8 protein-coding genes are annotated in these 13950 nt (G+C 72.9%); 3 read left to right on the top strand and 5 right to left on the bottom strand.

Features of this window, described 5'->3' with window-relative positions:
* Nucleotides 1-28: 28 nt before the first annotated feature.
* The 4 genes from ACNYS0_RS10635 to ACNYS0_RS10620 all read right to left on the bottom strand — a co-directional run bounded on the left by ACNYS0_RS10635 (nucleotide 29) and on the right by ACNYS0_RS10620 (nucleotide 2960).
* A complete protein-coding gene (locus ACNYS0_RS10635) occupies nucleotides 29-691 on the bottom strand; it encodes a 4'-phosphopantetheinyl transferase family protein (protein WP_422472669.1) in 663 nt (220 codons plus the stop codon).
* A gap of 36 nt (nucleotides 692-727) precedes the next feature.
* The gene (locus tag ACNYS0_RS10630; protein ID WP_422472667.1) at nucleotides 728-1378 is read right to left on the bottom strand and encodes a DedA family protein; all 651 of its coding nucleotides are present in this window, start codon (nucleotides 1376-1378) and stop codon (nucleotides 728-730) included.
* A gap of 61 nt (nucleotides 1379-1439) precedes the next feature.
* Complete coding sequence (locus ACNYS0_RS10625; RefSeq protein ID WP_422472665.1) at nucleotides 1440-1922, bottom strand: DUF456 domain-containing protein; 483 nt, start codon at nucleotides 1920-1922, stop codon at nucleotides 1440-1442.
* Between the two features lie 57 nt (nucleotides 1923-1979).
* Nucleotides 1980-2960 carry a helix-turn-helix transcriptional regulator gene (locus ACNYS0_RS10620; RefSeq protein ID WP_422472663.1) on the bottom strand — a complete coding sequence of 327 codons (981 nt, stop codon included), beginning with the start codon at nucleotides 2958-2960 and terminating at the stop codon, nucleotides 1980-1982.
* 192 nt (nucleotides 2961-3152) lie between these two features.
* On the opposite strand from ACNYS0_RS10620, the gene ACNYS0_RS10615 reads away from it, so the two are divergent.
* From ACNYS0_RS10615 to ACNYS0_RS10605, 3 genes are all read left to right on the top strand, one after another.
* Nucleotides 3153-6920 carry a S8 family serine peptidase gene (locus ACNYS0_RS10615; protein WP_422472661.1) on the top strand — a complete coding sequence of 1256 codons (3768 nt, stop codon included), beginning with the start codon at nucleotides 3153-3155 and terminating at the stop codon, nucleotides 6918-6920.
* 131 nt (nucleotides 6921-7051) lie between these two features.
* The gene (locus ACNYS0_RS10610) at nucleotides 7052-8863 is read left to right on the top strand and encodes a protein phosphatase 2C domain-containing protein (protein ID WP_422472659.1); all 1812 of its coding nucleotides are present in this window, start codon (nucleotides 7052-7054) and stop codon (nucleotides 8861-8863) included.
* A gap of 80 nt (nucleotides 8864-8943) precedes the next feature.
* Entirely contained in the window at nucleotides 8944-10689 is a 1746-nt protein-coding gene (locus tag ACNYS0_RS10605) for a pyruvate dehydrogenase (RefSeq protein WP_422472657.1), read from the top strand.
* Here the strand turns inward: ACNYS0_RS10605 and ACNYS0_RS10600 are convergent, their stop codons facing one another.
* Nucleotides 10690-13752, bottom strand: a complete 3063-nt coding sequence (locus ACNYS0_RS10600; protein WP_422472655.1) for an alpha-mannosidase — start codon at nucleotides 13750-13752, stop codon at nucleotides 10690-10692.
* Nucleotides 13753-13950 lie beyond the last annotated feature (198 nt).

Below are 13950 nucleotides of genomic sequence, written 5' to 3'. Positions count from 1 at the left end.
CGGCGGTGCGCGGGAAGCCCGACGGCGTTCACGGGGCGAGCGCCACCGCCGCCGTGTACCCCTCCGGTACCGGCACGTCCCGCAGCGTCCAGCCCTCCGGTGCGCCGGGGGAGTGGGCGAGCACGCCGACGTAGTCGCGGTTGGTGCCGCGGGACAGGCCCGTGCCGAGGCCCTTCAGGTAGGCCTCCTTGCGGACCCAGGCGCGGGCGACCGCGAGGCGCCGTTCCTCCGGTTCCGCGAGGGCCGCCAGCTCCGCGCGCTCGCGCGGGTGCAGCACCGCCGTGAGCTCCCCGGCGACCTGGGACGACGGGAGCTCCTCCACGTCGGCCCCGACCGGCGCGGGCGCCAGCGCCACCAGGGCCAGGTCGCCGCTGTGGGAGAGGGAGAAGTGCAGGCCGGGGGTGTCCACGAGGGCCGGGCGGCCGTGCGGGCCGCCGCAGCCGGGGCAGGGCAGGCGCGTGAACCGTACGTCGCCCGGGTCGCGGCCCAGTCGTTCGCCGAGGACGGTGCGGAGCGCGCGATGCGCGGCGACGTAGCGCACCCGGTGCCGGTCGAAGTGGAAGGCGGCGGCGCGCCGCCTCTCGTCGGCGTCGAGGATGTCGAGCCCGTCCGTCGCGCCCGTGCCGGAGGCCTCCGCCGCCGTCTCCACCAGCCACAGCCCGGCCGCCCCCGCAGCGGGCAGTTCCTTCACGCCGCCGTCCACTCCGTCCCCTCCACCCGTTCGTTCCTACGCGTCGTGCTTCGCGCGGCTCCGCACGCGCACGATCACATACGCCACGAGCGCGATCACCGCCGCCCCGAGCACCACCTTCGAGAGCACCCCGACGTATTGCTCCACGAGGTCCCACTGGTCGCCCAGCCAGTACCCGGCCAGGATCAGCGCCGCGTTCCAGGCCAGCGAGCCGACCGCGGTGAGCGTGAGGAACACCGGAAGGCGCATCCGCTCCACGCCCGCCGGGATCGAGACGAGGCTGCGGAAGACGGGCACCATTCTGCCGAGCAGCACCGCCTTCGTGCCGTGCCGCTGGAACCACGCCTCCGTGCGCTCCAGGTCGGAGACCTTCACCAGCGGCATCCGGCCCCACAGCGCGTACATCCGCTCCCGGCCGATGACCCGGCCGACCCAGTACAGGACCGCCGCGCCGGCCACCGAGCCGAGCGTCGTCCACACGATCGCCGAGACGAGCGTGATCGAGCCCATGCTCGCGGCGAAGCCGGTCAGCGGCAGGATCACCTCGCTCGGCAGCGGCGGGAACAGGTTCTCCAGGGCGATCAGGAATCCGGCGCCGGGGCCGCCGAGCGTGCCGATGAGATCGGCCGCCCATCCGGCCAGGCCGCCGGTGGGCTCGGCCGTGGCGGCCTGGGTCAGGGAATGCATACGAGGCGTGTCTCCAGCGTGGACGATTCCCCGATGGTAATGGTTCGGCAAAGTCCGCCGTTCAGCCCCAGATCACCGCGCCCAGCCACGCCCCCACGATCAGCAGGCACGCGAACAGCTCCACCAGCACGTTGGACCCGCCGGCCCGCATCGCCGTGCGCGTCGACGCGAGCGCGTCCCCGTGGCTCCCGAGCCGCAGCCGCTCCGACACGTAGATCCCGCCCATGAACCCGGGCACCGCCCCGACCACCGGCACGACGCAGAACCCGATGACCGCGCCCGCGCCCGCCCAGAACTCCAGGCGGCGGGTGGCGCCCGCCTGCCGGAGGCGGCGCGGCGGCAGCTGCCAGCGCAGCACCTGGGAGGCGAGCAGGACGACGGTGGCGCCGACGAGGACACCCCAGGCCAGGCCGTCCGGCTCCCGCAGCGCCCACACGGCGACCGCGGCCCACACGAGCCACGATCCGGGCACGCCCGGCACCAGCACCCCGCACAGGCCGAGCGCCATCACGGCACCGACCAGGAGGAGTTCCCACGCTCCCATGTGGACAGGGTCCCCCAAGTGCGGCGAAAGCGCAGGTCAAAAGAGTCCCCACGGGCCTCAGCGGGCCACCCAGCCCCGTTCGTACGCATGCCACCCGAGCTGTAGCCGCGTCGTCACGCCCGCCAGCTCCATCAGCCGTTTCACCCGCCGCTGCACCGTCCTGAGCCCGAGGTCCAGCTGCTTGGCCACGCTCGCGTCGGTCAGACCGGCGAGCAGCAGCGAAAGGATCTCCAGGTCGAGGCCGTCGGGCCCCTCCGCCGCGACCTCCTCCACCTCGCCGGACGCCCCGAGCCGCAGCGGCAGCGCCTGTCGCCACACCGCTTCGAAGAGCCCGTTCAGCGTCTCCAGCAGGCCGCTCGCGTGCACCACCAGGGCGGCGGGCTCCGCGGCGTGCCGGGTCAGTGGCACCATCGCGAGCGCGCCGTCGGCGATCACCAGCTTCGTCGGCACCCGGTCCACGACCCGTACCTGCTCGTCCCGGCCGATCGCCGCCGACAGCTCGGTGAGCCCGGCCGGCATGGAGAGCACCTCGCGCTCGATGACGACCCGGTAGCCGACGCCCCGGCTGACGGCCCGCTCCTCCGCGTCGTTCTCCGTGGCGGGCACCGCGATCGGATTGCCGGTGACGAGCGCGCACACCTCGTCGGCCGCGCCGAGCTGGATCTGGAGGAACCGCTGGGCCGCGGCCGCCGATCCGGTCACCACCTCGACCAGATCGTGCGCGGCGGGCTCGGTGGCCTGCGCCCGGAACTCCGCGGCGAGCCGGGCCGCCGCCAGCTCCGCCTCGTCCAGCTCGTGCCGCCGCTGGGTGAGCAGCGCGCCGAGCGCGACCCCGGGCGGCGCCGCGACCCAGCGTCCGGGCCGCGCCGACGACTGGGCGGCGAGCCCGTGCTGCTCCAGGCGGCGCAGCGCGTGCTCGGTCTCGGGCTCGGCGCGGGTGAGCCGGCGCGCCAGATCGGGGACGTCGGCCGCGCCGACCGCGACCAGCGCCCGGTACGCCGCCTCGTGCCCCTCGTCCAGACCTATCGCGTGCAGCATGCGGCGATCCCCTCCCCAGTGAACCGTTCCAACACCCCCCCGTGGCGGGAAACAGCCACGGCACATTCCCGCCGCACCCATCTTCCCTGTACCGGCCATCACTCTGCCAATGTGGCGCCACCGCAGCACCAACACCCGCCGGGAATACGGCCTTTGGCCCGTATTCACCCGTGCTTCTACTTGGGGAGAGCGATGCGCCCGATATCGCGTGCGGCCCTGGGCACGGCGACCGCCGTCGCCCTGGGCATCACCGCGGCCGTCCCGTCCGGGGCCGTGGAGGGGAGTGCCCCGGACGGCGGCAGGCCGCTCGTCGGCAGCTCCGCCGCTGCCGAGAGCTCCGCCGCCAACGACTCCGCGACCACGGTCACGCTGGTCACGGGCGACCGCGTCGTCGTCACCACCGACGCGAAGGGGCGCCCCGCCGCGGCCGCCCTGCCCGGCGCCGACGGCGGCACCCCGTTGCTCCAGACCAGGCAGTCCGGCAAGGACCTGTACGTGTACCCGGACAGCGCGGCGAAGGCGCTCGCCGCCGGCCGCGTCGACGAGGAACTCTTCAACGTCACCGGCCTGATCCGGCAGGGCTACGACGACCGGCACAGCGCGACGCTTCCGCTCATCGCCACCTACGACACGTCCGTCGACGTCGCCCGGGCCGCGCCCGCCGCGCCGCGCGGCGCGAAGCGCGGCCTCGTCCTCGACCCGGTCGACGGTGTCGCCCTGAAGGCCGACAAGAAGAAGGCCGCCGAGTTCTGGGACGACGTCTCGAGTCCCCGCTCCCGCGCGGCCGGGGACCTGAAGAAGCTCTGGCTCGACGCCAAGGTGAAGTCGCTGCTCGCCGACTCCACGAAGCAGGTGCACGCCGACCAGGCGTGGGCCGCGGGCTACGACGGCAAGGGCACCAAGGTCGCCGTCCTCGACACCGGCGTCGACGCCGAGCACCCCGACCTCAAGGGCCGGGTGGCCGAGTCGAAGAACTTCACCGACTCCGCCGACGCCGACGACCACCAGGGCCACGGCACGCACACCACGTCCACCGTCGGCGGCTCCGGCGCGGCGAGCGGCGGCAAGGAGCAGGGCGTCGCCCCGGGCACCACCCTGCTCAACGGCAAGGTCCTGGACGACGGCGGTTCCGGCGCCACTTCGTGGATCATCGCCGGCATGCAGTGGGCCGTCGACCAGAAGGCCGACGTGGTGTCCATGTCGCTCGGCAACCCCGACGAGCTGGACTGCTCCGACCCCATGTCGCAGGCCACGCAGGAACTCGCGCGGTCCTCGAAGGACACCCTCTTCGTCATCGCGGCCGGAAACTCGGGCCCCGCCCTCAACACGGTCTCCTCGCCGGGCTGCGTGCCCGAGGTGCTCACCGTCGGCGCCGTCGACGGCGCCGACGGGACCGCGAGCTTCTCCAGCCGCAGCCCCGTGCGGCGCACCCACACCCTCAAGCCCGAGATCGCCGCGCCCGGCGTCGCCATCAAGGCCGCCGCGGCGGGCGGCCGGGGCGTCTACGCGTACCAGTCCATGAGCGGTACGTCGATGGCGACGCCGCACGTCGCGGGCGCCGCCGCCCTCGTCAAGCAGCGCCACCCCGACTGGGACGCCCAGCGGATCAAGCAGGCGCTCGTCGCCTCCGCCGACTCCGGCATCCCCGGTGACGTACGGGAGACCGGCGGCGGGCGGCTCGACGTGAAGGCCGCCGTCGACCAGCGGATACTCGGCGCGGGCGCCGTTCAGGGCGGCACCTTCAACTGGCCGCAGGACAGCAGCGACCGCACCACCGTCCAGGTGCCGTACACCAACACCACCGACAAGCCGGTGAAGTTGAGCCTCGCCGTCGACGGGGTCACCGGCAACGACGGCTCCGCCGTGAAGTCCTCCGTCGCCCGGATCGGCGCCCGTACGGTCACGGTCCCCGCGGGCGGCACCGCCCAGGTCCCGCTGGCCGTCGACCCGACCGCGTCGCTCAAGAAGGCCCAGTACGGCGACGTCACCGGCCGGATCCTCGCCACCGGGCCCGGCGGCACGCACCTGAGCACCCCGTTCTCGCTGTACGTCCAGCCGGAGACGGTGACCCTGCGCGTCAAGGTCGTCGACCGGCAGGGCAGGCCGGCCGCCGCCGGTTCCTCGATCGACCTCGTCGGCACCGACGTCGCGACCGGCGAGCGGCGCGCGAACGAGGGCGCCACGGACCAGACGTACCAGGTCAGACCCGGCGCGTACGCGCTGTCCGCGTTCGTCGCGACGCCGGAGACCGAGGGCACGCAGATCAACTCGGCGACGTTCATCGGCCGTCCGCAGCTCAACCTCAGCAAGGACACCACCGTCGTCCTCGACGCCCGCAAGGCCCACGAGTTGAGCGTGCGGACGGACCGGGACAGCGAGACGCGCGGCGCCACCCTCGGCTTCGCCCGCACCTTCGGCAAGGACAACTGGCTGCACGCGGCGAGCATTCAGGGTTCGCGCACCGTGCGCGGCTACTACGCCGACGTCCAGGGCGAAGTCCGCGACGGCGACTTCGAGTTCGACAGCTTCTGGCGGGCCGCCGCGCCGCAGATCAGCGAGTTCGGCGTGGTCGACGGGCCGGCGCTGCACCCGGTGACAGGCTCCACGAACTCCTCCAACCTCGACGGGACGGGGACCTCGGAGATCGTCTCCGCGGGAGCGGGTACGGCCGATGAACTGGCCGCTTCCAAGGGCAAGTTGGCGCTCGTGAAGCTGCCCGACGGCGGCTCCGCGAGCACGGTCGCGCAGGCCGCGGTCAAGGCGGGCGCCAAGGGTGTCGTCCTGTACCGGGAGGCCGCGGGCCGCTGGTACCCGGCGGTCGGCTTCGTCGGCGCGCCGATCCCGGTGCTCGCGCTGGAGACGGCGGAGGGCGCGGCGCTCGCCGGGCGGATCGCGGCGGGCGCCACGACGCTCCACTGGAAGGCGACGGCCAAGAGCCCGTACGTCTACACGCTGGCGTTCCCCGAGACCGGGCAGATCCGCGACGACCGCGCCTACCGGGTGTCGGACAAGGATCTCGCCGTGAACAAGGCCACCTACACGGCGATGGGCGCCGCCACGGACTACATCGACCTGCCGTCGGTGTCCCGCCCGAACGGCCTGGCCACCTCGTTCGGTGACCTCGCGCTCGTCGCCGCGCCGACCACCCGCACCGAGCTGTACTCGCCCGGCACGACCGGGTACGGGCATCAGGTGTCCAGCAGCTTCCCCTGGGGCGAGTTCATGATCGACCCGGTGCGGAGCTACGAGAAGGGCGAGAAGCGGACGGAGCGGTGGTACGGCGGCGCGATGGCCCCCACCACCCCGCTCGACGGCTCGGGCGGGCAGGCGCTCGCCGCGGAACGCCAGGGCAATCTGATCGGCGTCGCGCCCGGGTTCTGGGGCGACGGCGAACACCTCGGCGTCCAGGGCTCGTTCGGCGACATCGGCAACGTCGCGCTGAAGCGGAACGGCGAGGAGCTCGGCTCCAGCGGGTGGCCGTACGGCGTGTTCACGGTTCCCTCCGGGGACGCGGCCTACGAACTGACCCTGAACACGATGAAGCTGAACGGCGGCAAGACCTGGCTCCGTTCGCCGCAGACCACGACGACGTGGTCGTTCCGCTCGCACGAGGAGGCGGACACGTACTCGCAGGGCATCCCGCTGCTCTTCCCGCGGACGACGTTCCCCGAGGACGGCATGAAGACGCTCGCGGCGCGGGACGGCCAACGGATCGACCTGACGGCGACGGGCCACGCGGGCTACGAGCCGGGCGCCCTGACGAAGGCCGCGCTCTCGTACTCGTACGACGGCGGGGACACCTGGACCGAGGCGCGGACCTCGAAGCGGGACGGCAAGTGGACGGCGACGGTCGACCACGCGGGGGCCACCGGCGAGCAGGTCACCCTCAAGGTCCAACTGACCGACTCGAAGGGCAACTCGGTCACGCAGACCGTCAACAGGGCGTACGACGTGCGTTAGTTCGGACGCTCACCCGATCCGGTTCGCCGGGCGGTCCTCCCGTGGGGGGTGGGGCCGTCCGGCGGGCCCATTTCGGTGGGGTTTTCCCGAGGCCCCGTTTTCGTACGGGCCGTGCCGTGGACAATGAGGGCATGAGCCAGCAGGGGGAGAGGCACACCGGTCGGCCGGCCCAAGGGGACGACTGGTGGGGGAAGTTGTACGACAACGAGGCGGCCGCCGAGGACACCGGGCCCACCCCGACCCCGGACACCCTGGACGACCGCTTCACCTCCGCCGGAGCGGTGGCCGCTCCGCGCGCACCGGGCGACTCCGGGACGGAGCCGGGCCCTCGGGCCCCGCGTTCGCAGGAGCCCCCGCGAGCCGAGGGCGACACACCCGTCCCGGAGCCCCGCCACGCCGTGTACCCGCAGACGCGGCACGTCTGGGGCGCCGCGGGTCTTCCTTCCGGGGAGCCCGGAACCGCCGCACCCCTTCCGGAGCCCACGCCGGGGACGAGCACGCCGCCGCTGCCACCGGAACCGGACCCGGCCGCTGCGACGCCCGCGGCGGACGCCGGCGCCGAAGAGCCTCTGCGCGAGCCGCCGCCGCCGGGAGACCCGCGCATCGATACCGGCATGGCTGCGGTGGAGGCCCCTCGACGCGAAGCCGCCCCACCTCTGCCGAAGGCGCCCCCTCCGCCTCCGGAGGCGCCCCGGCCCGAAGCCGCTCCACCGCCGCCGCAGGCGACCCACGCCGAGCCCGCCCCGTCACCGTCGGACGCGCCCGGGACCGCAGCGGTCCCGCCCCTGCCTGAAGCACCTCCCGCCCCGCCGGATGCTCCCTACGGAGAGGCCGGACCGCCTCCGCCCAAGGCCCCGCGCGCGGACGCCGCTCCGCCCCCGGCAGGGGTGCCCGACCCGGCAGCCGCCCCGGACGCGGCTCGCGCGGAGAATGCCCCGCCCCCTGCGGGCGCCCTCCCGGCACCGCCCGGGACACCCTCCGTCATCTACGTAGGCGACGGTCCCCCCACCTACGAGGCCGAGCCCACCGCGTTGCCGCTCGCCGACCCCGAGGATCTGGACGAGCTCGTCGCGGACACCGTGCTCGACGGGGCGCGGTGCGGGGTCTCGACCCTGCGGGCCGTGTCCGTGCGGGGGGATTCCGCGCGGTACCGGGGGGAGCCGCGCAGGGACAGCCTGCTCACCGCCCGGTTCGGGAACGGGCCGGGCGCGCTGATCCTCGTCGCGATGGCCACCGGCGCCCGCGCCACGCCCGGCGCGCACCGGGCCGCCGCCGAGGTCTGCGAGTGGATCGGGCGGGCCGTCGGGCTCAGCCACACGCGGCTCGCCGAGGACGTGCGGGCGGGGCGCCGCGGCGACCTGAAGTCAGGGCTGCACCGGCTCACGGACCGCAGCCTCGGCAAGCTCCGGGCCGGCGCCACCGAGCAGGGCCTCGACCCGGAGGAGTACGCGGCGACGCTGAGGTGCCTGCTGCTGCCCGCCGACCCGGCCTGCCGCACCCGCGTGTTCTTCGGCGTCGGCGGTGGCGGCCTCTTCCGCCTGCGGGACGGCGAGTGGCGGGACATAGAGCCCAGCGTCGCCGAGCAGAGCGGCGCCCCCGTCGTGGGCTTCGGCTCGTCGCCGCCCGCCGAGACCCCGGACGGCGACCGGCTCACCATGGACCTGAGCATCACGACACCCCCGAGCCCCTACGAGCCGGCGCCCCCGCCACCCCGTGACGCCTTCCGGTTCCGCGCCTCGGTCGCCCGACCGGGGGACACGCTGCTGCTCTGCTCCCCGGGCCTCGCCGAACCCCTCCGCGGCGAGCCGGACCTCGCCCGCCACCTGGCGAACAGGTGGGCGGACGCCGATCCTCCGGGCCTCGCCGCGTTCCTCGCGGACACCCAGGTCCGGGTGAAGGGATACGCGGACGACCGAACGGCTGCCGCCGTCTGGGAGGCGTGAGCACGCCCCGTATGAATTCATGGAACCCACAAGAGTCGGGAAGCACAGCGGAGACCGGGTTCCGAAAGGGCGCGTGAGTCATGGCCAAGCAGAACGTCGCCGAGCAGTTCGTCGACATCCTCGTCCGCGCGGGCGTCGAGCGCATGTACGGAGTCGTGGGCGACAGCCTCAACCCGGTCGTGGACGCGATCCGGCGCAACGACGCGATCGACTGGATCCACGTCCGGCACGAGGAGACCGCCGCCTTCGCCGCGGGCGCGGAAGCACAGATCACCGGCAGGATGACGGCGTGCGCAGGGTCCTGCGGGCCCGGCAACCTGCACCTCATCAACGGCCTCTACGACGCCCACCGCTCGATGGCCCCGGTCCTCGCCCTCGCCTCGCACATCCCGTCCAGCGAGATCGGCCTCGGCTACTTCCAGGAGACCCACCCCGACCGGCTCTTCTCGGAGTGCTCGCACTACAGCGAGATGATCTCCAGCCCGAAGCAGATGCCGCGCGTCCTCCAGACCGCCATCCAGAACGCCGTCGGTCAGTCCGGCGTCAGCGTCGTGACGCTCCCCGGCGACGTGGCCGACGAGCCCGCGCCCGAGAAGTCCATCGAGACCGCGATCGTCACCTCACGGCCCAGCATCCGCCCCGGCGATGCCGAGATCGAGAAGCTCGTCGAGCTGATCGACGAGGCCGACAAGGTCACGCTCTTCTGCGGCAGCGGCACCGCCGGCGCGCACGCCGAGGTCATGGAGTTCGCCGAGAAGATCAAGTCGCCGGTCGGCCACGCCCTGCGCGGCAAGGAGTGGATCCAGTACGACAACCCCTTCGACGTCGGCATGAGCGGGCTCCTCGGGTACGGCGCCGCCTACGAGGCCACCCACGAGTGCGAGCTGCTCATCCTGCTCGGCACCGACTTCCCGTACAACGCCTTCCTGCCGCAGAAGGACGTCAAGATCGTCCAGGTCGACGTGCGGCCCGAGCACCTCGGCAGGCGCTCGAAGCTGGACCTCGCGGTCTGGGGCGACGTCCGCGAGACGCTGCGCTGCCTCACCCCGCGCGTCAAGCCGAAGTCGAACCGCAAGTTCCTCGACCGGATGCTGAAGAAGCACGCCGACGCGCTCGAAGGCGTCGTCAAGGCGTACACGCGCAAGGTCGAGAAGCACACGCCCATCCACCCCGAGTACGTCGCCTCCGTCGTCGACGAACTCGCCGCAGAGGACGCCGTGTTCACGGTCGACACCGGCATGTGCAACGTCTGGGCGGCCCGCTACATCTCGCCCAACGGGCGGCGCCGCGTCATCGGTTCGTTCTCCCACGGCTCGATGGCGAACGCGCTGCCGATGGCGATCGGCGCCCAGTTCACCGACCGCAACCGGCAGGTCGTCTCGATGTCGGGCGACGGCGGGTTCTCGATGCTGATGGGCGACTTCCTCACCCTCGTCCAGTACGACCTGCCGGTGAAGGTCGTCCTCTTCAACAACTCCTCCCTGGGAATGGTCGAGTTGGAGATGCTGGTGGCCGGTCTGCCCTCCTACGGGACCACCAACAAGAACCCCGACTTCGCCTCCATCGCGCGCGCCGCGGGTGCCTACGGCGTCCGCGTCGAGAAGCCGAAGCAGCTCGCGGGCGCGCTGAAGGACGCCTTCAAGCACAAGGGCCCCGCGCTCGTCGACGTCGTCACCGACCCCAACGCCCTGTCCATCCCGCCGAAGATCAGCGCCGAGATGGTCACGGGCTTCGCCCTCTCCGCCTCGAAGATCGTGCTCGACGGCGGAGTGGGCCGGATGGTGCAGATGGCCCGCTCCAACCTCCGCAACATGCCGCGCCCCTGATCACACGGGCCGCAGCCGCAGCGTCAGGATCTGGAACGGCCGCAGCGACAGGGCGAGTCCCGCGGCGGACGTGTCGGCCGGGCGCTGCGGCCGCTCCAGGAGGTCCGTCTCGTCGGCGCCCGCCACCGGGAACGCCGCCGTCAGCGTCGCGTCCGCGCGCCCGCCCCGCGACTCGTAGAGCCGCACCACGACGTCCCCGCTGCGGTCCTCCGCGAGCTTCACCGACTCCACCGTCACCGCCGGGTCGTCGACCGCGATCAGCGGGGTCACGGCGGGCGCGGGCGCGACCCGCAGCGGCAGGTTCAGGGCGAGCCCCTCCGCCACCGCGTCGCCGGTCGTCGCGCCGGGGCGCAGCGCGTACGTGAAGCGGTGCGTGCCCAGGTCCGTCTCCGGGTCGGGGGAGTGCGGGGCGCGCAGGAGCGTGAGGCGGACCGTGGTGCCGAGGCCCTCGTCGTGCGCGGCGCGGGTCACGTCGTGGCCGTACGTGGAGTCGTTGACGAGCGCCACCCCGTAGCCCTCCTCCGCCACACGCAGCCAGCGGTGCGCGCAGATCTCGTAACGGGCCGCGTCCCAGCCGGTGTTGGCGTGCGTGGGCCGGTTCACGTGGCCGAACTGGATCTCGGCGGAGGACCGCTCCGCGTGCACGTCCAGCGGGAACGCCGCCTTGAGTACCTTCTCCGACTCCTGCCAGTCGATGTCCGTGACCACGTCGAGGCGCCTGCTGCCCGCCGCGAGCCGGTACTCCTGCGTGATCCGGGACTTCCCGAACGAGCGGGTGACACGCACGGAGACCCGCAGCGGCCCCTCCTCGACCAGCTCCACCGACTCGGCCTGTGTGAGGTCGGTGCGGGTGTGCCGGTAGTGGGCGTCCAGGTCCCAGGCGTCGTACTGGGTGGGGTGGTCGGGATGCAGTTGGAGGAGGTTGCCGCGACTCCCGGGGGCCAGCGCCTCCCGGCCGCCGCTGTTCAGGTCCCGTACGGACGTGAGGAGGCCGTCGCTGTCGATGGCGACCGTGAGGTGTTCGTTGGCGAGGACGATCGAGTCCGTCTCCCGCGTCGCCGCCGCGTGCGCGCCGGGCCCGCGGGTGTGCGCGGCGGCCTCGGCGAGCGAGCGGGTGCCGAGGCCGTCGACGTTCACATGGATCAACTCGCCGTTGTGCTCGACCACTTCGCTGCGCCGGTACGGGGAGGCGTTGAGCGCGGACGGCTCGCTTCCGCCGAGGTGGCGTACGGCATCGGTGGTGATCCCGTCCAGCTCCGCGAGCACCTGGGCGTAGGTCTCCCGCGCCTCCCGGTGGACCCACGCGATCGACGAGCCCGGCAGGATGTCGTGGAACTGGTGCAGCAGCACCGTCTTCCAGATCCGGTCGAGGGCGTCGTACGGGTACGCGTACGACGGGTCGTGGAGTGCGGCGGCCGTGCACCACAACTCGGCCTCGCGCAGGGCGTGTTCGGAGCGCCGATTGCCCTGTTTCGTCTTGGCCTGCGTGGTGTACGTGGCGCGGTGCATCTCCAGGTACAGCTCGCCGGACCACACGGGGGCCCTGGCGCCGTACTCCTCGTGCGCCGCCTCGAAGAACGCCGCGGGCTTCTCGATGTCGACGCGCGGCGACCCCTCAAGGGAGCGCAGCCTGCGTGCCTTCTCCAGCATCTCGCGGGTCGGCCCGCCCCCGCCGTCGCCCCAGCCGAACGGGACGAGGGAGCGGGATGCGCCGCCCTTCTCCGCGAAGTTCCGCTCCGCGCGCGCCAGTTCGTTCGCGTGGAACTGCGCGTTGTACGTGTCCACGGGCGGGAAGTGGGTGAACACGCGGGTGCCGTCGATGCCCTCCCACCAGAAGGTGTGGTGCGGCATCTTGTTCGTCTGGTTCCAGCTCAGCTTCTGTGTCAGGAACCACTTGGCGCCCGCGAGTTTCGCCAACTGAGGGAAGGCCGCGGTGTAGCCGAAGGAGTCCGGCAGCCAGATCTCCTCCGTCTCCACGCCCAGCTCGTCCTGGAAGAACCGCTTGCCGTGCACCAGTTGGCGCGCGAGGGCCTCGCCGCCCGGCATGTTGGCGTCCGACTCCACCCACATCGAGCCGACGGGGGACCAGTTCCCGTCCGCGACCGCCTTCTTGATGCGCTCCCAGATGTGCGGCTGGTGCTCCTTCACCCACGCGTACTGCTGCGCCTGCGAGCAGGCGAAGACCAGCTCCGGGTAGTCGCGGGCGAGCGCCGTGACGTTCGCGAACGTACGCGAGGCCTTGCGGACCGTCTCGCGCAGCGGCCACAGCCACGCCGAGTCGATGTGCGCGTGCCCGGCCGCCGAGATCCGGTGCGCGCTCGCGTGGGCGGGCCTCGACAGCACCTCGGCCAGCTCGGCGCGGGCCGCCGACGCCGTGCCGGAGACATCGTGCAGATCGAGGGCGTCGAGCATCCGCTCCAGGGCGCGCAGGATGTCGTGGCGCCTGGCACGGTCCGCGTCCAGCTCGTGCATCAGCTCCGAGAGCACCTCGACGTCCAGGACGAGGTGCCAGACCTCCTCGTCGAGTACGGCCAAGTCGGCAGAGCGGAATCGGTAGTTGGGGCGATCTCCTGCGGTCAGTACGTCGCCGAGGAAGGTGGGCTCGAAGTCCCTCAGGACCGTCGGATTGGCCGCCGCTTCGAGGAGCAGGCTCACCGGCTCCCCGCCGGCGGCGCGCGCCGCGACCGTCAGATGCCGGTTGCGCGGATGGATGCCCTTGAGCGGCACGCCCGAGGCGTCGTACAGCAGACCCTCCGCCTGGAATCCGGGCCCCTGTCCGGAGAAGCCGGGGTCGACGACCGCCTCGACGTGCCGCCCCTCCCACTCCTCGGGCACCCGCCCCTCCAGCCGGAACCAACTGGTGGACCACGGCTTTCCCCATGCGGTGCCGGGCTCGAAGGGCTCGTACGTGCCCTCCAGGGCCTCGGCCACCGGCACCGGCTCCCCGGGCGCGTGCCACACGCTCATGCTCAGCGGTACCCGCGCCCCGTACTGCGCGGGCCGCACGAACTGGCGCATCGCCCGCTCCAGGCGGCCTTCCACGAGGTGTCGGTCGTCGTGCACGGCGGCTCCTTCAGTGCTCCTGCGGTGCGTGTCGGTGCTCGTACTGTGCCGGTCCCGGCGGCATCCCCACGCTTCCTTCCCCGGCGCGGCGCCGAGCACCCCGCAAGTGGTGGACCAATCAACAAGCGTGCCGATCAGGCAGCGGGGCATTCATCCCCGTGTACGCGTTCGAAGAGCAGGCCGAGCAGAAGCACTCCA

The sequence above is a fragment of the Streptomyces anthophorae genome (genome assembly GCF_049310305.1).
Lineage (GTDB): Bacteria > Actinomycetota > Actinomycetes > Streptomycetales > Streptomycetaceae > Streptomyces.
Note: the sequence above shows the minus strand (reverse complement) of the source record. Positions and strands in the feature narration are given on the sequence as shown.